Origin of the sequence: Noviherbaspirillum sp. (assembly GCF_035627455.1) — a bacterium.
Classification (GTDB): Bacteria; Pseudomonadota; Gammaproteobacteria; order Burkholderiales; family Burkholderiaceae_D; genus Noviherbaspirillum.
The window spans coordinates 37799-56395 of the sequence record NZ_DASPLS010000034.1 but is presented as its reverse complement, the minus strand read 5'-3'; the positions used below and the strand labels follow the sequence as shown (position 1 = coordinate 56395).

Below are 18597 nucleotides of genomic sequence, written 5' to 3'. Positions count from 1 at the left end.
TCTGTCAGTCCTTGCTCCTGGTGCCCACCTTAGCAGGCGTGCGCCGCGCTGCTCCTGACAATCAGCAAGCCGGCTGCATCCGCCAGTGCGTCGAAAGCGCGACAAGTTCGCCCGCCAAGCGATTGTCCATCATGCAAATGTTCTCTTTCTCCAAGGGAATACCGCTACAATGGATTGAACAGTCCCCACGGCAACCCGTACACGGACTGCCGAACCGCAACCATGGTGAGGGCTTTCCCATGCTGATCCTACACGCCGCCTTCGCACGCATTGCCGCTGGCACCCTGGGTGTCATCGCCGGCGCGCCGCTGGTCGCCGCGGACGGGGCCGCGGCCGGCGCGCTGCAGGCGGCCAGCCTCGCCGGCCTGCACGCCGCGCCGCGCGAGTCGCACGACGCAAGCGGGGAGCGCAAAAGGCCGCCGCAGAAGCAGGACAAGGCAAAGCGCCCCGACAAGGAAGGCCGGCGCCGCATCGTCACCTACAACCTGTATCACGATCCGGTCTTCAAGCTCAGCGGCGCGATCAGCGACCGCAGCCGGCTCGGGCAGCCGCCGCAGCCGCCGCAGGCGCGTTTCGGCTCCGCGTCCGGCGCTGCCTTCGCCAGATCCGATTCGCCGCCGCCCGGCACGCCTCTCCTGAAGCTGCAGGAACCCGAAAGCAGCGGCATCGCCTTCGGCTGCCGCGACAAGCCGCAGCCCGCCCTGCCGAAACCGGCGAAAGTGCGCGAGCTGACGGCCTGCTACAAGCACAACGTCGACCGCGCATGGAAGGCCCAGACCTACCTGTCGCACGAATATGCGGACGGCACGCAGCGCTGGGGCGGCGGGATGGCGCTGCGCTACGCTTACTGACCCGGTCCCGACCGCATTCGCCGGTATCCAAACGTCTTTCCAGGCGTGCGCCAGCTTGCGCGATTCCGCTTCAACGCAGCTCGTATTGAGTCACCAGGGAAACAAGTTTGCGCGACACGGCGCAAACGGTCCCGTCACGCAATAGTTTGGCCCGGTAAGTCAATCTTCGAGGCAACAACGGCGCGGCCTGTCTGTTTAATATTGTCCCATCCTCAGGGTCCGCCAGCCGGGCGCGGACTGCCGACGATATTCCACCCTAGAAGAGAGACCCATGAAGAGACTGTTCGCCCTCTTTCCATTCGTACTGATGATCGTGACCCTTCCGGCGCGCGCGCTGGAAGCGATACCGCCGGACTGGATGGATCCGCCGCGCACCTTCCGCATCGACGTGCTGCAAGTCACCGACATCGAGCCTTACCAGCAGGCGCTCGACGGCTTCCTGTCCACGCTCGGGCAGAACGGCATCGAGCAGGGCAAGAACCTGCTGCTCAACCGCGTCAAGATCGATTTCGACATCGAGAAGGGCGGCTTCTGGGACAAGGTCGGCGTGATGCTGCGCGTGCGCCAGGAAGCCGCGCGCATCGCCGAGAGCAAGCCCGACCTGGTGCTCACCATCGGCACCCCGGCCACCCGCTACGCGCGCGCCATCCTCGAGGACGCGCGCATCCCGGTCGTATTCACCGCCGTGGCCAATCCGCTCGACGTCAACGCGGCCTCGCTGCGCGACGCCGGGCCGGGCGTCACCGGGTCGACGCTGTACATGGACATGGATGAGTCGCTGCGGATCGTGCAGCAGGTCTTTCCGCGCCTGCGCCGCATCGGCATGGTGCATACCGACGACGAGAACGGGGTCGCGCATGTGGCGGCGGCGAAGGCGAAGGGCAGCGACCTGATGATCAACGTCGCGGCCCGGCAGGTGCACAAGCGCGACAGCATTGTGCCGGCGCTGAAGGAGCTGTATGACCACGGGCAGGGCGTGCAGATGTTCGCCGTGCCGCTGGATACCTACTACGGCCTGCGCCGCTACGAGCCGACCATCGACCTGTCGGACTTCGGCGCGGAAAACCGGATTCCCGTGATCTCCTTCGCGCTGGTGCGCGTGCCCGGCGCCATTCTGTACGCCGGCGCCGACTTCCGCGTGGTCGGCGGCCTGGCCGGCACGCAGGCGGTGAAGATTCTCAAGAAGCGCGCCAAGCCGGACGTGCTGCCGATCCTGCGGCAGGAAAAACCGACCGTGCTGGTCGATCCGGAGCGCGTGCAGGCGCTCAAGGTTGCGTTGCCGGCCGCCCTGCTGGAACGCCGGACGCAGGGCAAGGACGGGTTGTGGCAGGTCAGCCTGGATGATTGACGGCGCGCGGCGCGTCCCGTTCGCCGGCGGAACGCCTCGGGCTCGCGCTCTCAGCCGCGCGCCCGGCGCCGCCCCGCTTTCCCGTCGCCGCCGGCGCCCGGTGCCTGGCTTGCCTCGCGCAGGATCCACTCGGCGAACTGCATGACTTCCTGACGTGGCGCCGGCGATGCCTGCACCAGCCAGTACGCATAGTCGTTCACCCCGATGGCGGCGTCGCGCTGCGCCACCAGGCGGCCGTCCTCCAGCATCGGCTGCACCAGCGCCAGCCGGCCGAGCGCGACGCCGTGTCCCTCGATCGCCGCCTGGATCACCTGGTCATACTGGTTGAAGCGCAGGTAGGACCTGGGCTTGGCATGCGCATAGCCGCGCGCGCTTAGCCAGTCGGCCCAATGCAGCCAGGGCAGGTCGCGTTCATCCAGTTCCAGCAGCACCTGCTGCAGCAGCGCGGCCGGCGTCTTGAACGCACGCGCCGCCACCGCCTTGCTCGCAACCGGCACCACCGTTTCGCCGAACAGGCGTAGCGCGCCTTCCGGCGCGCGCGCGGCCGGACAGTAGCGAATCGCGATGTCGATGCCTTCCTGCTCCAGGTCGAGCGTGCGGTTGTTCGCCGCCACCCGGACGTCGGCATGCGGATGCGCAGACTGGAAGCCGCCCAGCCGCGGCAGCAGCCAGAGCGCGGTGACGCCGATGCTCGCCGTCACCGTCACCGGTTTCGGCCGGCCGTCCTGGCGCACGGAGCGGGTGAAATCGGCAAGCCGGTCGAGCCACGGCGAGGCCAGCGTGAACAGCTGCCGGCCGGACTCGGTCAGCGCGATTGCGCGGTGCGTGCGCACCAGCAGCGGCGTGCCGAAGTGCTGCTCGAGCGACTGCACCTGGCGGCTGACGGCGGATTGCGTCAGGCACAGGTCCCGCGCGGCCAGGGTGATGCTCATGCGCCGCGCCACCGCCACGAAACCGCGCAGCGCGTCCAGCGGGGGCAGGTCAAGAAGGTCTTCTCGCATGCGTTTTTCTCATGTCAATGATGCATAAACAACGTTTGAGCGTTGCGCCAGACAGAAGGAAAATTGTGGTCAGGAGCAGGGGTAGTGCAACGCATGACTCTGATGCATGCAAGTATGCGCCTGTTCCGGCGGGAACGCAAAGTGCGTCCCGCCATCCCTCGCACGGAGGAATGCCATGAGCCTCGCCACGCTTCTCGATATCAATCCGTCCCGTCCCGGCTTTGCGCCTGCGCGGCCCGGCCCCTCCGCAGGCTGCGCCCCGGCGCCGGCCGACCGTGTACTGGTCACGCTCGCACGCTGGCGCGTCGCGTCCCTCAGGACGCGCGGGCCGGCGGAGATACACTGCCGCAGCGGGCAGCTATGGATCACGGTCCCCGGCGAGCAGGCCGATGTGGTGCTGCAGGCCGGGCAGAAGTACCGTGTCGCGCATGCCACCGGCGATCTGCTGCTGTCGACCGTCGGCGCGCGCTGCCCGGCGACGGTCGAAGTGCTGCCGGCGGGGCCGGCACGGCACGGATTCCTGCGATCGCTGCTGCGCCATTCGCCTTATCTGCAGCTGGAATTCGGATGACGGCAAGGCGGGTGTCGACGCCGGCCCCGGACCGTGTTTAAATCACGGCGGGGCCGGCCGAGGAAGTGCCGGCGCAACGCCGACTTCGACCGACATGTACAACTGGCTTCGACGCTTATTCTCCGCTCCGCAGCAAACCGCGCCTGCCGCCGCGCCGCAGCCGGTGGCCGTACCCCAGGTACAGCCGGCGCGCGTGCAGGACATCGCCACGCATGCGGCGCTGGCCACGCAGCGCGACCAGGTCGATTTCATTTTTTCCAGCTGGCTGTTCGAGGCGGAAAGCCATCCGGACGTGTTCACCAACGGGAACGAGGATGCGATTCTCGCGGCGCTGGATGCGACGGTGCAGTCCGGCGAATCCGGCGCGCACATGGTGCGCCGCATGCCGGGCGTGATCCCGCAACTGCTGCAAAGCCTGCGCAACAGCGACTTTTCCGGCGCCGAGCTGGCGCACACGATTTCACAGGACGTGGTGCTGGTCGCCGAAGTGCTGCGCATGGCCAACAGCGCGGCCTACAACCCGGGCGGGCCGATTGCCAGCATCGACCACGCGGTGCTGATCCTCGGCCAGGACGGATTGCGGCAGCTGATCACAGGCGTCGCCTTCAAGCCCATCATCAACCTGAAATCCGGCAGTTTCACGCGCATGGTTGCGCCGCGCCTGTGGGCGCAGTCGGAACGCTGCGCGATGGCCTGCCACCTGCTCGCGCGCGACGAGGCGGTCGATCCGCTCGACGCCTTCCTTGCCGGGCTGATCCATAACGTCGGGCTCACCGTGTCGCTGCGCGTGATCGACAGGATTTCCGATGGCCGGCAACCGGTCGGCTCGCCGACCTTCTGCAATGCGCTTGCGGCCTGCGGACGGGCGCTGACGGTCAACATCGCGCGCGAATGGCATTTCCCCGAGTCGGTCTCGACCGCGATCGTGGAACAGGACGCGCAGGCGCGCGGCAAGGCAGTGTCCGCGCTGGGCCGCATCCTGCTGATGGGCGACCACCTGAGCAAGGTGGATACGCTGACGCGGCAGGGCCGGCTGCAAGCGGGAGACAGGCAGATCCAGGAGGATTTGTCGGCAAGGGAAATCGCCTGCCTCGACGAGCTTGCGGCGGTCGGGGAACGCGACTGGGTGACGGTCACCTCTGGCCGCTGATCGAGAAGAGGACGCAGCTTCCGCGTCAACCCGCACCCTGGCTGCAGCAGGTAAATTTTTCCTCTGCAGGAACATCTGCGCAGCAATGTCGTTCCCGGTCACCGCCTGCGGAACGCCTGTATCCTTTGTCCAGCCGGCAGCTTTTCGCCATGCGCCACGATGTCTGCCGGGCGGCCCTCGCCCTTGCTCTTGATCCATGTCTAGCTTGTACGGAAGCATGTGAACTGTTGTGGCCCGCAAGGGACTCATGACTGTGACCTTTCATGGAGCGACCATGCCGATGAACAAGGACCAGGGACTCGTGTGGAAAAAAATTGCCGATGCGTACCAGCAATGGGATCGTGACAGGAGCGAACTGATGGCGCTCGACGAACTCGCGGACCAGCTGCCCGATATCGATCCCGATGTCATCGCGTCCACGCTCGCCGAAGCCAAGGCGCAAGGCAGGGTGGATGATGCGGGGGAGGGCAAGGCGTTCCGGCTGGTGCCGAACCACTAGGAAGGGCGAGCGTCCTTCCCTGGTTCATAACACCCACTAGACCCGCCCGAGGAACCAGTCCGTTGCAAAACGGCCGACGACGGCAGGAATCTCATGACCGCCCTCGAACTCGTCGTACATCACGCTGTATTCCGCGCGGCGCAGGCGCGCGACGATTTGCCTGCTGCACGGCGCAACCGGCAGCACAGTGTCGCGCGTGCCGTGCGAAATGAAGATCTTCGGTTCGCCCTCCGGCTGCACCGGCCCGATGAAGCCCGGCGAAAATGCGATCACGTGGGTAAACAGGTCGCCGTTCGCCAGCCCGAGCGTGAGCGCATACGACGCGCCGTCGGAGAAGCCGCCGATCGCAAGCTGCGCAGTGTCGACCGCGTATTGCCCGAACACATGTTCCAGCGCGCTGTCGAGCAACGCCACATCCGGGCCGTAGGTGCGCCGCGCGATGATGTCCCAGGTGTGCCCTGCGGATGCGGGCGCGACGAGGATCATGCCGGCGTCGTCCGCGAGATGCCGCAACAGCGCGAGCCCGTCAGCCGCGTGTCCGCCGGCGCCGTGCAGCAGCAGCACCAGCGGCGCGGGTTTGTCCGCGCGGTATTGCGGCGGCACATACAGGTAGCTGTCGCGCGTGCCGCCGATCGCATCGAGCGTGAAGCGGCCGGCGGGGCTGTCACCAGTGACGGCGCGCGGGCGCGCGTGCAGGCGGGCGGCGGCAGACATCATCGATCCTTTCAAACGGATCTGTTTAGACCGGCGGCGGTTGCGCGGTTCCGCCGCCTTGCAAATGAAAGGGTGGCTCCTAAACTGCAATCTTCCCCATCGCAGCAGAAGGAGCCCCAGATGGAAAGCAATAACGGATCGCATCGCGGCCAGGGCGGCTTTCCCGCCGACCGGCCTATCGACGCGCTCAAGGCGGATCACCGCCTGGTGCGGCAACTGTTCGACCAGTTCTTCAATACGCAGGACGTGAACGCGAAAAAGGAAGGCGGGCCGCGCCTTCTCCTGCTTCTGGAAATGCATGCCGCCCTCGAAGAGTCGGTGTTCTACCCGCGCGTGCAGGAAGCCGAACCGGGCCTGGTCGAGCACTGCGAGCAGGAGCACCAGGAGGCAAGGCAATTGATCGAGCAACTGAAGGGCATGGACGAGGCCGATGCGCAGTACGAGCAGCTGATGCGGCAACTGTCGGAGTCGGTCATGCGCCATGTCGAAAACGAGGAGCAGACGCTGTTCCCGAAGGTGCAGCAATCCGGCCTCGACCTCGGCGAGATCGGCTTGCAGATGCAGGCCTTCGAATCGAACATGCTGGGCACGCAGGCCAGGCAGTCCGGCCAGCGCGGCATGCAGCAGTGAAGGAGGCGGGTGCAATGCCCGTCCTGTTGGAAGCGAACAACAAGAAAGAAGGTGACCGTGATGCGATCTACAGCTGCGGTTCTCGCCATGGCTTCGCTGCTTGCCGCTTGCGGCACGGCTGAGCAGGTGGCTTACAACAACGATCCTGTCCTCGCGATGGCGGCGGAATACGGGCCGGCCTGCGAACGCAGCGGCTACGCGCGCAACAGCACGCAGTGGCGCGGCTGCATTGCGCAGACCAGTACCCGCGACGACCTGGAGCGGCATGCGCTGTTCTACGACCGCTACATGCAGTGGTACCGCCTGCGCGGACCCTGAAGCCAGTACCCTTGCCACCCGGTCAAGCGGCACGGCCGCCGTGAAGCGGCGGCCGGCGGGCATGCGCGTTGATATTCACGATTCCCATAACTGTCATGAGAAATGGGAATTGGATATATAACAGTCGCTGAAGCAAGATGGAGTCAAGCAAGAATTTAACAGCGGCGCGCCACACAATGGCGCGTTGGCTGCAAGACAAGGAGCCGCCATCATGTTCAGCACACCCCAACGGGATTATCCCCTGTTCGATCAGCAAGTCCGGAACGCGATTGCCATTCGCATCGCCATCGTCATCGCCGCCTTCTTCGGCCTCGCCTGGAGCCTGCTTCAGTGGACGCTGATGACCGAGCAGCGGTTCATGATGGAAGGCATCACCCGCGACTTCGTGCAGCTGGAAGCGGTCGCCTGCGCCGTGGCGGCGGTCGTGGCGCTGCTGTACGGTGCGGTCCGCGCGGCCGCATGGGTCGTCACCGCCATCCGCATCCGCCGCGAGCAGAGCGGCGCCGCGCAACGCCTGGCAATGCAGCGCGTCAGCGCCTACGTCTGATCATCTCCTGCGCTGCGACGGGATGGCCAAGCGCCGCCTGCGCAGCGTTTCCTGTCTTCATCTGGCGCCGCTTTCGGCGCGCACCGTTTTCCTGTCCGAACACGAAACGATCACTTCGCGGAAGAAGTCGACCAGCCGCGGCACGTGGTAATCGAAGGTAAAGACGTCGCGCTGCTGCCACACCCTGTCCCGGATCGCCTGCATTTGCGCACGGTCGTGCAGTTGCCGCGCCAAGTCTTCGACGGTATCGAAAAACACGCCTATCCCCATCTGCCTTGCGAGTGTCTGCGCGGCCACGATCGCGCCGTCGTTGGCCTGCTGTATCATCGGCAGCCCGGCGGCGGCAAGCGTGCTGATGCGCGCCGGGTAGTTCAGGTCGTCCCAGATCGCGCGGCGGATCTCGCCTTCGTTGCTGCTGCGGAAACAGTGCAGCCAGCCGGCGTCGTATTGCGAAAACTCGGCGGTCCAGCGGCTCTGGTCGACATTCGGATGCAGGTGCAGGTAGCCCGGCGCGAGCCGCTGCGTCTTTTCTATCCATGACAGCCACTGCCCCTGCGTGATCTCGCCGTAGAAATGCAGGTGGATGCGGTGGCGCGCAAGTTCGCCGACCACTTCCGGATGCAGGCCGATCGGCCGCCCGGGCGACACCGTATGCACCTCGCCGTCGATCGCCGACAGCGGCAACGCGCGCGGCTGGTCGAACCAGTCGCGCTTGGGCAAGTCGCCGTCGAGCACATGGGTCGGCTTGCCGCGTGACAGCCCCGGCACCACGGTATCGAACCAGTCGCGCATCTCCGGACTGGAAAAGATCTGGCCGTCGGCATGGCGGTACAGGTCGACCAGCAGTGCCCAGCTGCCCTTTTCGAGACAGATGAACGGGCCCTCCTTGAAATGCCAGACGAAGGGAATGTCGCGGGCGGCCATCAGGACCTCGTGCGCGAACGGAACTGCCTGCCAGTTGAGCAGCGCGTAGATCAGGTCGGGCTTGACCTGCCGGATCGCTTCCTGCCAGTTCTCGCGCGGCAAGTCCTCGACATGGCCGAAGGGCAGGGGGCCGACGGTGTTGTACCAGTAGGGCTCGCGCATCCACAGCCCGTACAGCTTGTGTCCCTGCTCTTCCAGGGCGAGCACGCGGTCGGCGTTGTACGCGAGTTCGCCGACCAGCAGGATTTTCAGGCCGTCGTGCGCGCGCGGCGTGTCCAGCCGCTCGCGCATCGCGCGATACTGGCCGATTTCGTCGATCGCATGGCCGACGGAGGTATGAAAGCGCAGCGGCTGGGTCACCCGATAATGGGCGCGGAAGGTATTGATGCCGCCCACCGGCTCCTGCATGATCTTGTGGCGCTGCATCGGATGGTGCACCCATTCGCAGCTCACCCGGTCGCTCGCGGTGAACGCGCCGAGCGCGCGCAGCCGGTCCCAGTACAGGCGCTCGAGGTCGTCCGACTCCAGTTCGTTGCGCTCTGTCCAGCGCGCGTCCACCTTGCGGTGCATGCACTGCACCAGTTGCAGCGGGTAGCCGTCGATGCAGCCGGCCGCCTGCCGGTTGTAATGGTGGCGCACCCCGGAATACGCGAGCACCGCACCCGCTTGCTGTTCCAGGCAGATCTTGAGGGACTGCAAGTGCTCGCGGTAGTAGACGTCGTCGCTCGGCAGGTAGGCGATCAGTGGCGCCCGCGCCTTGGCGAGGCCTTCGTTCAGCGCGCAACCCAGCCCCCGGTTCTGGTCGGAACGGTAGTAGCGGATGCGGGCGTCGCCGAGATAGCCGAGCACGACTTCCATGGTGGTGTCGCGCGAGCCGTCGTCGATCACGATCGCTTCCCAGTCGGTCAGCGTCTGCGCCTGCAGGCTGTCGAGCGCGCGTGCGATGAATCGGGATTGCTCGTAGGTCGGCATCAGCACGCTGACCGACGGCGGCTTTTTCTGCGGCATGGGTTGTCCTTTTTATTGGCGGCGGGGCGCTTGTATCTCATCGTAAGGGAAGCAACGGCCGTCGCTTCTTGATTTACCGCGAGAACCGGCTGTCGCGACGCGCCGGCGCTGACCTGCATCAAACCCGCCCGCGCCGCGTGGCACGCGACTTGCACCTGCTGCTGTTTGAATTCTTCAAGGAGGAAACATGAAGACGCTGTCTTTCAGCACACTGTTGCTGGCGCTGCTGGCAACCGCCGGCGCGCCCGGCATGTCGGCCGCGCAAACCGCTACGCCTTCCACATCCGGCATCAGTTCGCGCACCACGGGCTCGGGCAGTTCGGTCGAGCCGAATACGCCGCCGTCATCCGGCGGCAGCGGTTCGACCAGCAGCTCGAGCGTGGGCGGCGCCTCATCGGGCGCCAGCACGACCGGATCTTCGCGCACGCACGGCGCGGCGGCGGCGGGTGTCGACTGCCCGCCGGGCGCAAGCGGTACCTCGAGCGCCGCCGCCAGCTCCGGTTCTGCCGGGGCAAAGGTGGATTGCCCCAGCACGGGAATGTCCAGCGGCGCGTCCGGCAGCAGGGGGAGCGGTGCGTCCGGCCTCGGCGCGAGCACCAGCCCGACGTCGCCCGGATCGGGCACGATGGGCAGCGGTTCCACCGGGTCGCCGAGCGGACCGGGCATGGGCGGGCCGACCAACGGAATCGGACGCTGAGGAGGTGCGCCATGTGCTCCATGCAGGATGCCGCAAGGAATGCAAGGGCGCGGCGCGCAGTGCATGCTGTCGTGCCGGTCCTGGCATGCGCGCTGCCGGCGGCGCCCGCCGCGCAGGCGGAAACACTGTTTTCGGTGTACACCGGCTCCTCGTACACGCGCGACAGCACGCTGCACCTGTCGCAGCCGGCGGCGGGCACCGGCCTGGATCTGGACGGCGTCGCGTGGGATGCGGACCCGTTCAAGCCGGCGCCGTATTACGGCCTGCGCGTGACGCACTTCTATGACGACCATCCGAACTGGGGCGCCGCGCTTGAATTTACACATTACAAGATGTATGCGAAAACCGGCGAAACGGTCACCGCCTCCGGCACCTGGCGCGGCGCACCGGCGAACGGCGCGGTACCGATGGAACGCTATGTGCAACGCTTCGAGATGTCGCATGGCGTGAACATGCTCAGCATTAACGGCGTCTACCGCTGGCTGGATACCGGTCTTGCCGCCGGCCGGCTCGAACCCTATGCGGGAGCCGGCCTGGCCTATTACCTGCCCCATGCGGAAAGCACTGTGGGCAATGTGCAGCACGCGACAGGCTATGACGGCGCCGGCTTCGGACTCCACCTGTTTGCCGGTGCGCGCTATCTCCTTACCGAGCGTATCGGCGCATTTGCCGAACTGAAGTTCGACGGCGGCAATGCCAAGGTCGGGATTGCCGACGGCAACGCGGAAACCAGGGTGCGCAGCTTCCACGCGGTGGCGGGTGTGAGTTTCCGTTTTTGACCGCGTATGACCGTTCTGGCGTTGCCGCAATGTGAACTTTCGCTTGCAGCGGCTATCGCATCCATACACCGTGACGCGCTTGCGCCAACGGGAGATTCACACGGAGAAACGACATGTCGAACCTGAAGAGAAGTTCCGCCGAGGACGAGAAAAAGGCGCCGAAGGAAAGGTCGTCGCACGGCGACCAGTCCGCCTCGCAGACACCGAAGGATGTGAGTCCGCAGGATGCGGCCGCGCGCGACGTCACCGATCGCAATACCTGCTCCACCGATCCCGAGGAGCGGGAGCAGGCGCAGCTCGATGATGCGGTCGAGCTGACCTTCCCGGCCAGCGATCCGGTTGCCGTTACCGGCGGCGTGACGCGCATCGAAGTGCCGAAACAGCCGTGACGCGGCGGCGCAGGCCGGGCAGCGCCGCGGCCTGCGCCTCATCCTCCCTTTCCCGACTCCCATGCCGGCGATTCCGCGCGACAGGAGCATCGACAGCACCCTCGCCCTGCTTGCCGAGGGATATACCTTTATCTCGGCGCGCTGCGAACGCCTGCGCAGCGATGTCTTTGAAACCCGCCTCATGCTGCGCCGCGTGACCTGCGCGATGGGCGAGGATGCGGCTGCGATGTTTTATCACCCCGGGCGCTTTTCACGCGTGCATGCGATCCCGCAGACCGCGCTGATGCTGCTGCAGGACGCCGGCAGCGCGCAGCAGCTGGAAGACGAGGCGCACCTGCGGCGCAAGCACCTGTTCCTGTCGCTGATGACGCCGGAGCGCGTGCAGGAACTGGTACGGGGTTTCGAACAGCAGTGGCAGGCGCGCGCCGCAAGATGGGAAACCGCCGGCGAAGTGGTGCTGCACGAGGAGCTCGAGCGGCTGCTGTGCAGCGCGGTATGCCAGTGGATGGGCGTGCCGCTGACGGAAGCGGCGGTGCGACAGCGCGCCGCCGAATTCGCGGCGATGATCGAGGGGGCCGGCGCCGTCGGCCCTCGTAACTGGAAAGGCATGCTGCGTCGTTCGCGCACCGAGGACTGGGCGCGCAACCTGATCGAAGGCGTGCGCGCCCAGCATATCTCCGCGCCTGAGGGTTCGCCGCTGCAGGAAATTGCCTTGCACCGCGGCGCCGACGGCAGCCTGCTCGACAGCCGCGTGGCCACCGTCGAATTGATCAACCTGCTGCGGCCCACGATGGCGGTGGCGCGCTACATCACCTTCTCAGCGCTGGCAATGCATCGTTACCCGCAATGCCGTGCGCGCCTGCGTTCAGGAAACGAGGATTACCTGGATTGCTTCGCACAGGAAGTGCGCCGCTTTTATCCGTTCTTTCCTGCGGTCGGCGGCCTGGCGCGGGAAGACTTCATCTGGCGCGGCATTCCTTTCCCGAAAGGCAGCTGGGTGCTGCTCGATCTGTACGGCACCAACCATGACCGGCGCATCTGGGGCGACCCGCATCTGTTCCGGCCGGAGCGCTTTCGTGAGCGCGAGCGCACTGCATTCAATTTCATTCCGCAAGGCGGCGGCGACATGTTGCACGGGCACCGCTGCGCAGGGGAAGCGGTCACCCTGGCATTGATGAAGACCGCGATCCGCCTGCTGACGCGCGACGTGGAGTATGACGTGCCGCAGCAAGACTTGCGCATCAGCCTGTCACGCATGCCGGCGATCCCGCGGAGCCGGTTCATCATCGGCAACGTGCGCCAGGTCATCGACATGCACGATCATGCGCGGGTGCTGCGCAGCGCGGAAAAGCGGGTGTACTGAACCGGCGCCGCGTAATTTTTGTACTGCTCGTGTAATTCTTGACCTGTTTTCCGGCGAGGCCGGCGCGCGCGCCCGGTAAACCGCACGTTCCGCGAATGGCATAAAACCTGCACGCAGTCCCCCGGCACCAACAAGCCACGATCCTGTGTTCAACCGTTGAAGCGAGGTACGACCATGAACAACACCCGAAAATTTGCCCTGATCGCCGGCATCATCTATACCCTCGTCGGTATTGCCGGCTTCATTCCGCAAATGCTGCAACCGCCGGCGGGCGATGCGCCGCAAGTGACGGTCAATGCCTTTCACGGCTACCTGATGGGATTGTTCCCGGTTAACATCCTCCATACGCTGGTGCATTTGCTCATCGGTGTCTGGGGCCTGGTTGCCGCACGGAGCATCGGCGGTGCAGTCACTTATGCGCGCTCGCTCGCAGTCATCTACGGCGTGCTCGCGGTCATGGGATTGATCCCGGGCCTCAATACCGTATTCGGCCTGATTCCGATCCACGGTCACGACGTCTGGCTGCACGCCGGTACGGCCCTGATTGCCGCCTACTTCGGCTTCGCGACGAAACCGGAGACCCAGCGCGCGTAACTGCTGCGCAAATGAAAACGGCCCGCGCCGTTTCCGGGCGGGCCGTTGTACTTTCGCGTTGTACTTCTGATTGCTTACGCCAGCGCCAGCCAGCGGGCATTCACGCTGCCGGCGCGCGCCGCCGCCGGCACGTTTTCATGCTTGCCGAGGAAGATGCTGCGATACGCGACATAGGCAAGGCAGGGCACGTAGGTGGCCAGCAACAGGCCCACCGGCGACAGGTAGACGGTCTGGAATGCGCAGGCGATGCCGGTGGCGGCCGCGGCCAGCCACTGCCAGAAGGCAGCCGGCGCTTCGCGCAATGCCTGCTCGATCGATCCGGAATTCACTTGCCATGCCTGCCAGCCATAGCGGCGCGACTCGCGCGCGCAGATGCCTTCCTGCGCATGCAGGATCGCGCCGAACACGCCCTGATAGATCGCGACGATGAACATGCCGAGAAAGACCATCGCCATCACGCCTTCGGTCCAGGTCGCGCAGAAGTGGAGGAATTCCGCAGCAAGCCCGTCGGGGCGAGAGGCGGCAGCGGGCGGCAGTGCGAACGGGTCGGCCGAGCCCGCCGGTGCCAGCGTCGACGCCAGCCAGGCCAGCGCGCCGATCAGCAGACCGAATCCCGCCGCAAACTGCAGCGTGATTCTTCCGAGGCGTAGCACGCCGGGCAGCACCAGTTCGATGCAATCCAGCCAGGAAAAGACCGACCGCTCATCGGCCATCTTCACCACGGTGACCGAGACGATGAACAGGGACGGCGCCAGCAGGAAGCCGACAAAGGTCGACCAGGCGGGGAAAAATTTCGAGACAAGCGCTACCGCAAGAAGGATCGAGGCCTGGTTCCAGAAGGACCTTTTCCAAAGCGACAGCGCCATCGCGGGCCAGCGGGAAATTACCTCGCTCGGCACGCATCTGGGCTGAAAAGACTGGCTCATTTTGACATCCGAATACGAATCGAAGCGATCCGTGCTGCCCGGGCGCATCAGGCAAAAGGAGGCCAGTCTAAAGAGGCGCTTGTCTGCGGTCAAGGGAACTGCCGCAAAGAATATCGAGATGATGATGGAAGGGTGGAAACAGTGGAACCGGCAGGCGCAACTCACTATCTATCTGTCAATTGCCAGGCGCATACGCCGCCGCCGGCGGTACGCGAAGTATGACGATCTGTGAAGTTACCATTGAATCCATCGGGGACCTCGCGCGCGAGGTGCAGGCCTTGTCTTCGTCTTCCCAGAAGTGGCTGTTCCGCGGCCAGGCCGACGCACGCTGGCCGCTCGCGCCGAGTGTGCAACGCGGATATTCGGCGCAGCAGGAACGCTTCCTGACCAACGAATTCCGCGTGCGCGCGCGCAGCCGGTATTTTTCCTGCCCGGTAAGCAACGACTATCCCGGCTGGCTGGCGCTGATGCAACATTACGGCTTGCCCACGCGCCTGCTCGACTGGACTTATTCACCGCTGATTGCGGCCTTCTTCGCGGTGCATCCGGATTACATCGCCGACGCCCCGGCGGAGCGCGATGCCTGCATCTGGGCGCTCGATGCGCGCAGCCTGAATGAATCGCAAGGTTTCGAGCCGCTCATCTTTCCGCTCGATGCCTCGTCCTACGAGCCGCTGATCGTACCCGCTTTCAAGAATCGCAAGGAGCTGAATACGGTCGGCGTGGCGATGGCAATCGAGCACGATCCGCGCATCCAGCTGCAGCAGGGCGCGTTTTCCATCCACTCCAGCCGCACGCCGATCAATGCGATGGACGGCGCAGACCGCTGGCTGCGCAAATTCATCATCACCGGCGGCGACATCATGAAGCTGTTCCAGGAACTGACGCTGCTGGGCATCCGCAAGTACACCCTGTTCCCCGACCTTTCGGCGCTGACCTCGGAATTGCGCACGATTCATCCGCCGCATGATGATCCGTACTGAGCTGTGACTCAGTGTGCGCGCTTTTCATCGCGGCCGGCGGCGGGGGGCCGGGGCGGCCGGCCCTCGCTTTCACCGGCGCCCATGTGTCGCAGGAACCAGTCGCCGGCGAGCGCGGACACCGCTTCCAGCTTGCCGTTTTCCTCGAACAGGTGGCCTGCGCCGCGCACGATTTCCAGCCGCTTGGCGCAGTGGAGGGCGGCATAGGCAATCTGGTTCAGCTCGATCACCGCGGTGTCGAGACTGCCGACGATCAGCAGCGTCGGCGCGGCGACCTTGTTGAGTGCCGGCAGCCCCGCCATGTCGGGGCGTCCGCCGCGCGACACCACGGCGGCAATCTCGCTCCCCTGCGCCGCTGCCAGGCGCAAGGCGGCGGCAGCGCCCGTGCTTGCACCGAACAGGCCGATCGGCAGCGCGCGCGTGCGCGGCAGCGTGTGCAGGCGTTCCGCGGCAAGCTGCAGACGCTGCGTGAGCAGGGCGATGTCGAAACGGGTGCGGTAGGTCTGGTCTTCCTGCGGCGTGAGCAGGTCCACCAGCAGCGTGCCGATGCGGGCATTGCGCAAGGCGCCGGCGACGGCATTGTTGCGGGGGCTGAAACGGCTGCTGCCGCTGCCGTGCGCAAACAGCACGACGCCGACCGGATCGGGCGGCAGTTCCAGCATGCCTTCCACATGAGCGGCGCCGGCAGGGATATGGACGAATTCGGTATGCATGGGCGAAGCCATGATGTTCTCCTTCGGGGGAATGCTTCAGGAATAGCACCCCGGGGAGCGCGATGGAATGCGATTCTTTCAACGGCCCGGCGCCGAAGGCCGGTTCTTTAACGGGCATCAAGTATCGCCATCGTCGCCGTCGGGAAAAGGCAGGGCGATGTGCTACCATACGCGCCGGGCTCAGCAGGGAGCCCGCTCCCGCGAAAGCTCGCGCACCTGCCGGCGTCATTTGCGTTATTGCTGCATGCAATGCCTGCCCATTCACATCTGCCGCAGCGGGACCGGCGTGAAAAGGAGCAAGGTATGCATTCCCCCCATTCCCCCAACTCTGATTGTCCCGGCAACATTGCCGGCGCATCCAATGCGGAATTCCTGCGCAAGGTGGCGCGCCGCCTGTTGCGCGAGGCGCATAGCGCGCGCCCGAGCGCGGCAATGCCGGTGATCCGGCGCGTGCATCGCGCCGGCGTGCTGCCGGTGCAGCGCGTCGCCGACCTCTACCACGCGCGCGCGGCGCTGCAGCTCAAGCACATGTTGCGCATGGTCGCGATCGAGCTCGGCTATCCGGGCTGGGACGCGTGCAAGCACGATATCGACCGCCGGCCGGCGAGCGCGCTCGACCGCTTCCGCCTGGACCTCGGCGCCTTCGGCGATTACAACCAGGTGTGGTTTGCGACCGAGGCCGAGGCGCAACAGTGGCAGCAGGAAAACGGCGGCCGCATCGTCGTCTACGGCGCACAGGCCGTGGTAATGACCGGCTGACCTCAGGCACGCCGGAGCACCACGGGCCGCCATTCCTCGATTTCATCGACCGGGCACACTACCGGCGTGCCGCAGCGGCTGTAATAGAAACACCGGTTCGGCACGCTCCAGCGCATCTCGCGCTCGCCCTGCGCCGTGGTCACGATGCACAGCTCTCCGTCTTTCAGGAGAGACAGTGCGCTTTCGCTTTTCATTCGCTGTCCTTCCCTTGCATTTGCCTGCCGTTGATTATACTGTACAAACGTACAGTATAAAGCCGGAGTGGTGATGGAAGCGGAACTGGCCAAGCTGGCAGCGGTGGAGTCGCGCCTGCGCGCGCTCATCCAGGCGCTGGTGCAACGCCATGCGGCGCGCGGCGAGCCTTTGAGCTGGCGGCTGATGTTCGAGATCGAAGACGAGGCGATGACGCTGCTGGCCGGCGATGCCGGCCTCGATGCGCACTACGTGCGCATGTTTCGCGTGCCGCCCGCGCCGCCCGAGCGCCGCAGGGAGGAACCGGTCGGCATCGCCGATGCCGGCGCAATGCATACGGTCCTCTGGATGATCCAGGAAGCCTATTTCCATCGGCACTGAGCGCGTCCTGCGATACGACTTTCGCAACTTGTTGCGCGCCCTGCGCTCTCACCTGTCACCAGCCGCCGGTTCCCGCCCCTGAGGAGCCGGCTGCAACCGCTACAGGAGATTCAACATGGCAACCGTGCAGCAATCGATCGACCTCAAGGTGCCGGTGCATACCGCGTACAACCAGCTTACCCAGTTCGAAGACTATCCGCGCTTCATGGACGAAGTCGAAACCGTGCAGCAGATCGACGACACCCATTTGCACTGGACGACGGTGATGTCCAACCGTACCGTTGAATGGGATGCGGAAATCACCGAACAGCAGCCCGACCGTTGTATCGCATGGCATAACACCAGCGGCCCGACCAACGTCGGCAAGGTGGAGGTGCAGCCGTTGGGCGAGGACAGCTCGCGCGTCACGTTTACGCTGCAGGCCGAGCCGCAGCAGGTGCCGGGTTCCTCCGCCGGCAACAGCGAGCAGGAACTGGCGCAGCGCCTGAAGATGGACCTGGCGCGGCTGAAGGATTTCATCGAGGCGCGCGGCGCGGAAACCGGTGCATGGCGCGGCGAAGTGCACGGCGCGCAAGTGACCGGCGAGGCGCCGCAGCAGCAGGCAGCGATGCAGGCGGAGCCGCGCAGCGCGCCTACGCCTACCTCGAGCTTTGCCGCCGGATCGGAAGGCTGGTCCGGCGAGGAAGACCCGGACGAACCGGTGGTGTCAGCCAGCCAGATGGCGGCGGCGCAGCGCAATGATTCCGCCGGCTCGGTGTCGCAGGGGCAGCCGGCACCCTCTGCGGGCGGGCAGGAGCAGTCTGGCGGAAACGGCCGGATGCAGCAGGATACAGCCCAAGCGCAGCCCGCGCCGGAAACAGCGCCGAACCGCCAGCCGGGCCTCGGCAACACCGCGGCCGCCGTCGGAGCCGCGGGCGGCACTGACGCCGCGGCAGGCGCGCAACAGTCCGGCAGCAAGGGCGTGTCCAGCACTCCCGGCCTGCGGCAATTAACGGATGCCGAGGGTGTCCCGGGTACGCCGGGCGGCAGCGTGCAGGGTGACAGCGTCACGCCCGCCGCGGGGGCGAATGCCGCCGGCGGCACGGGCCTCGGTTCGACCGCATCGGCCGACGACACCCGTACCGGCACCGGCACCGCGTCCGGCTCCGGAACCGCGCTTACCGGCGGAGGAGCAAGCGGCGGACGCGACGCCGGGAAGGGCAGCTAGGATCAGGACGTCCGGCGCGCGCCGCGAACCGCGCAGCGCGGGCCGGCCAACGAAAG

The 18597-nt window shown here is 65.9% G+C and carries 23 protein-coding genes; 16 read left to right on the top strand and 7 right to left on the bottom strand.

Features of this window, described 5'->3' with window-relative positions; genetic code table 11:
* Positions 1-239: 239 nt before the first annotated feature.
* Both VEC01_RS06750 and VEC01_RS06745 read left to right on the top strand, forming a co-directional pair.
* On the top strand, positions 240-851 hold the full coding sequence (locus VEC01_RS06750) for a hypothetical protein (RefSeq protein ID WP_324900026.1): 612 nt from the start codon (positions 240-242) through the stop codon (positions 849-851).
* A gap of 271 nt (positions 852-1122) precedes the next feature.
* Entirely contained in the window at positions 1123-2199 is a 1077-nt protein-coding gene (locus tag VEC01_RS06745; RefSeq protein ID WP_324900024.1) for an ABC transporter substrate-binding protein, read from the top strand.
* A gap of 50 nt (positions 2200-2249) precedes the next feature.
* Here the strand turns inward: VEC01_RS06745 and VEC01_RS06740 are convergent, their stop codons facing one another.
* Positions 2250-3200 (bottom strand): LysR substrate-binding domain-containing protein, encoded by a 951-nt coding sequence (locus VEC01_RS06740; RefSeq protein ID WP_324900022.1) that lies wholly within the window; start codon positions 3198-3200, stop codon positions 2250-2252.
* A 175-nt stretch (positions 3201-3375) separates the two neighbouring features.
* Here VEC01_RS06740 and VEC01_RS06735 point away from each other — a divergent pair, with 175 nt between their 5' ends.
* The 3 genes from VEC01_RS06735 to VEC01_RS06725 all read left to right on the top strand — a co-directional run bounded on the left by VEC01_RS06735 (position 3376) and on the right by VEC01_RS06725 (position 5420).
* On the top strand, positions 3376-3771 hold the full coding sequence (locus VEC01_RS06735; RefSeq protein WP_324900021.1) for a DUF2917 domain-containing protein: 396 nt from the start codon (positions 3376-3378) through the stop codon (positions 3769-3771).
* 94 nt (positions 3772-3865) lie between these two features.
* Positions 3866-4921, top strand: a complete 1056-nt coding sequence (locus VEC01_RS06730) for an HDOD domain-containing protein (RefSeq protein WP_324900019.1) — start codon at positions 3866-3868, stop codon at positions 4919-4921.
* 274 nt (positions 4922-5195) lie between these two features.
* Positions 5196-5420, top strand: a complete 225-nt coding sequence (locus tag VEC01_RS06725; RefSeq protein WP_324900017.1) for a hypothetical protein — start codon at positions 5196-5198, stop codon at positions 5418-5420.
* 36 nt (positions 5421-5456) lie between these two features.
* On the opposite strand, the gene VEC01_RS06720 is transcribed toward VEC01_RS06725, so the two are convergent.
* Positions 5457-6137, bottom strand: coding sequence for an alpha/beta hydrolase (locus VEC01_RS06720; RefSeq protein WP_324900015.1), 681 nt, complete (start codon positions 6135-6137; stop codon positions 5457-5459).
* Positions 6138-6254: 117 nt separating this feature from the next.
* Between VEC01_RS06720 and VEC01_RS06715 the strand changes: the two genes are divergently transcribed.
* The 3 genes from VEC01_RS06715 (at position 6255) to VEC01_RS06705 (ending at position 7629) form a co-directional block, all read left to right on the top strand.
* Positions 6255-6764 (top strand): hemerythrin domain-containing protein, encoded by a 510-nt coding sequence (locus VEC01_RS06715; protein ID WP_324900013.1) that lies wholly within the window; start codon positions 6255-6257, stop codon positions 6762-6764.
* Positions 6765-6824: 60 nt separating this feature from the next.
* Complete coding sequence (locus tag VEC01_RS06710) at positions 6825-7082, top strand: hypothetical protein (RefSeq protein ID WP_324900011.1); 258 nt, start codon at positions 6825-6827, stop codon at positions 7080-7082.
* A gap of 211 nt (positions 7083-7293) precedes the next feature.
* Positions 7294-7629, top strand: coding sequence for a hypothetical protein (locus tag VEC01_RS06705; protein ID WP_324900009.1), 336 nt, complete (start codon positions 7294-7296; stop codon positions 7627-7629).
* A 57-nt stretch (positions 7630-7686) separates the two neighbouring features.
* Here VEC01_RS06705 and VEC01_RS06700 read toward each other — a convergent pair whose 3' ends face one another.
* Entirely contained in the window at positions 7687-9561 is a 1875-nt protein-coding gene (locus VEC01_RS06700; protein WP_324900007.1) for a glycosyltransferase, read from the bottom strand.
* Between the two features lie 174 nt (positions 9562-9735).
* A complete protein-coding gene (locus VEC01_RS06695) occupies positions 9736-10227 on the bottom strand; it encodes a hypothetical protein (RefSeq protein ID WP_324900005.1) in 492 nt (163 codons plus the stop codon).
* Between the two features lie 42 nt (positions 10228-10269).
* Between VEC01_RS06695 and VEC01_RS06690 the strand changes: the two genes are divergently transcribed.
* From VEC01_RS06690 to VEC01_RS06675, 4 genes are all read left to right on the top strand, one after another.
* Positions 10270-11037, top strand: coding sequence for an outer membrane beta-barrel protein (locus VEC01_RS06690; RefSeq protein WP_324900003.1), 768 nt, complete (start codon positions 10270-10272; stop codon positions 11035-11037).
* A 113-nt stretch (positions 11038-11150) separates the two neighbouring features.
* A complete protein-coding gene (locus tag VEC01_RS06685) occupies positions 11151-11426 on the top strand; it encodes a hypothetical protein (protein ID WP_324900001.1) in 276 nt (91 codons plus the stop codon).
* 61 nt (positions 11427-11487) lie between these two features.
* On the top strand, positions 11488-12789 hold the full coding sequence (locus VEC01_RS06680; RefSeq protein ID WP_324899999.1) for a cytochrome P450: 1302 nt from the start codon (positions 11488-11490) through the stop codon (positions 12787-12789).
* Positions 12790-12963: 174 nt separating this feature from the next.
* On the top strand, positions 12964-13383 hold the full coding sequence (locus tag VEC01_RS06675; protein ID WP_324899998.1) for a DUF4383 domain-containing protein: 420 nt from the start codon (positions 12964-12966) through the stop codon (positions 13381-13383).
* 74 nt (positions 13384-13457) lie between these two features.
* Here VEC01_RS06675 and VEC01_RS06670 read toward each other — a convergent pair whose 3' ends face one another.
* Complete coding sequence (locus tag VEC01_RS06670; protein ID WP_324899996.1) at positions 13458-14309, bottom strand: hypothetical protein; 852 nt, start codon at positions 14307-14309, stop codon at positions 13458-13460.
* A gap of 218 nt (positions 14310-14527) precedes the next feature.
* Here VEC01_RS06670 and VEC01_RS06665 point away from each other — a divergent pair, with 218 nt between their 5' ends.
* Positions 14528-15292 carry an FRG domain-containing protein gene (locus tag VEC01_RS06665; protein WP_324899994.1) on the top strand — a complete coding sequence of 255 codons (765 nt, stop codon included), beginning with the start codon at positions 14528-14530 and terminating at the stop codon, positions 15290-15292.
* A gap of 8 nt (positions 15293-15300) precedes the next feature.
* On the opposite strand, the gene VEC01_RS06660 is transcribed toward VEC01_RS06665, so the two are convergent.
* On the bottom strand, positions 15301-16014 hold the full coding sequence (locus VEC01_RS06660; RefSeq protein ID WP_324899992.1) for an alpha/beta hydrolase: 714 nt from the start codon (positions 16012-16014) through the stop codon (positions 15301-15303).
* Between the two features lie 291 nt (positions 16015-16305).
* Between VEC01_RS06660 and VEC01_RS06655 the strand changes: the two genes are divergently transcribed.
* A complete protein-coding gene (locus VEC01_RS06655) occupies positions 16306-16761 on the top strand; it encodes a hypothetical protein (RefSeq protein ID WP_324899990.1) in 456 nt (151 codons plus the stop codon).
* A 2-nt stretch (positions 16762-16763) separates the two neighbouring features.
* Here the strand turns inward: VEC01_RS06655 and VEC01_RS06650 are convergent, their stop codons facing one another.
* Complete coding sequence (locus VEC01_RS06650) at positions 16764-16955, bottom strand: hypothetical protein (protein WP_324899988.1); 192 nt, start codon at positions 16953-16955, stop codon at positions 16764-16766.
* Positions 16956-17028: 73 nt separating this feature from the next.
* On the opposite strand from VEC01_RS06650, the gene VEC01_RS06645 reads away from it, so the two are divergent.
* Together VEC01_RS06645 and VEC01_RS06640 are read left to right on the top strand one after the other, a co-directional pair.
* Positions 17029-17334, top strand: coding sequence for a DUF2471 family protein (locus tag VEC01_RS06645; protein WP_324899986.1), 306 nt, complete (start codon positions 17029-17031; stop codon positions 17332-17334).
* Positions 17335-17449: 115 nt separating this feature from the next.
* Positions 17450-18541: an SRPBCC family protein gene (locus VEC01_RS06640; RefSeq protein WP_324899984.1), complete on the top strand. Its 1092-nt coding sequence runs from the start codon at positions 17450-17452 to the stop codon at positions 18539-18541.
* Positions 18542-18597 lie beyond the last annotated feature (56 nt).

Excerpts from the sequence above, each read along its gene's own strand:
- VEC01_RS06750 (WP_324900026.1), top strand. The coding sequence starts at position 240 with ATGCTGATCCTACACGCCGCCTTCGCACGCATTGCCGCTGGCACCCTG.
- VEC01_RS06745 (WP_324900024.1), top strand. The coding sequence starts at position 1,123 with ATGAAGAGACTGTTCGCCCTCTTTCCATTCGTACTGATGATCGTGACC.
- VEC01_RS06740 (WP_324900022.1), bottom strand. The coding sequence starts at position 3,200 with ATGCGAGAAGACCTTCTTGACCTGCCCCCGCTGGACGCGCTGCGCGGT.
- VEC01_RS06735 (WP_324900021.1), top strand. The coding sequence starts at position 3,376 with ATGAGCCTCGCCACGCTTCTCGATATCAATCCGTCCCGTCCCGGCTTT.
- VEC01_RS06730 (WP_324900019.1), top strand. The coding sequence starts at position 3,866 with ATGTACAACTGGCTTCGACGCTTATTCTCCGCTCCGCAGCAAACCGCG.
- VEC01_RS06725 (WP_324900017.1), top strand. The coding sequence starts at position 5,196 with ATGCCGATGAACAAGGACCAGGGACTCGTGTGGAAAAAAATTGCCGAT.
- VEC01_RS06720 (WP_324900015.1), bottom strand. The coding sequence starts at position 6,137 with ATGATGTCTGCCGCCGCCCGCCTGCACGCGCGCCCGCGCGCCGTCACT.
- VEC01_RS06715 (WP_324900013.1), top strand. The coding sequence starts at position 6,255 with ATGGAAAGCAATAACGGATCGCATCGCGGCCAGGGCGGCTTTCCCGCC.
- VEC01_RS06710 (WP_324900011.1), top strand. The coding sequence starts at position 6,825 with ATGCGATCTACAGCTGCGGTTCTCGCCATGGCTTCGCTGCTTGCCGCT.
- VEC01_RS06705 (WP_324900009.1), top strand. The coding sequence starts at position 7,294 with ATGTTCAGCACACCCCAACGGGATTATCCCCTGTTCGATCAGCAAGTC.
- VEC01_RS06700 (WP_324900007.1), bottom strand. The coding sequence starts at position 9,561 with ATGCCGCAGAAAAAGCCGCCGTCGGTCAGCGTGCTGATGCCGACCTAC.
- VEC01_RS06695 (WP_324900005.1), bottom strand. The coding sequence starts at position 10,227 with ATGCCCGGTCCGCTCGGCGACCCGGTGGAACCGCTGCCCATCGTGCCC.
- VEC01_RS06690 (WP_324900003.1), top strand. The coding sequence starts at position 10,270 with ATGTGCTCCATGCAGGATGCCGCAAGGAATGCAAGGGCGCGGCGCGCA.
- VEC01_RS06685 (WP_324900001.1), top strand. The coding sequence starts at position 11,151 with ATGTCGAACCTGAAGAGAAGTTCCGCCGAGGACGAGAAAAAGGCGCCG.
- VEC01_RS06680 (WP_324899999.1), top strand. The coding sequence starts at position 11,488 with ATGCCGGCGATTCCGCGCGACAGGAGCATCGACAGCACCCTCGCCCTG.
- VEC01_RS06675 (WP_324899998.1), top strand. The coding sequence starts at position 12,964 with ATGAACAACACCCGAAAATTTGCCCTGATCGCCGGCATCATCTATACC.
- VEC01_RS06670 (WP_324899996.1), bottom strand. The coding sequence starts at position 14,309 with ATGAGCCAGTCTTTTCAGCCCAGATGCGTGCCGAGCGAGGTAATTTCC.
- VEC01_RS06665 (WP_324899994.1), top strand. The coding sequence starts at position 14,528 with ATGACGATCTGTGAAGTTACCATTGAATCCATCGGGGACCTCGCGCGC.
- VEC01_RS06660 (WP_324899992.1), bottom strand. The coding sequence starts at position 16,014 with ATGGCTTCGCCCATGCATACCGAATTCGTCCATATCCCTGCCGGCGCC.
- VEC01_RS06655 (WP_324899990.1), top strand. The coding sequence starts at position 16,306 with ATGCATTCCCCCCATTCCCCCAACTCTGATTGTCCCGGCAACATTGCC.
- VEC01_RS06650 (WP_324899988.1), bottom strand. The coding sequence starts at position 16,955 with ATGAAAAGCGAAAGCGCACTGTCTCTCCTGAAAGACGGAGAGCTGTGC.
- VEC01_RS06645 (WP_324899986.1), top strand. The coding sequence starts at position 17,029 with ATGGAAGCGGAACTGGCCAAGCTGGCAGCGGTGGAGTCGCGCCTGCGC.
- VEC01_RS06640 (WP_324899984.1), top strand. The coding sequence starts at position 17,450 with ATGGCAACCGTGCAGCAATCGATCGACCTCAAGGTGCCGGTGCATACC.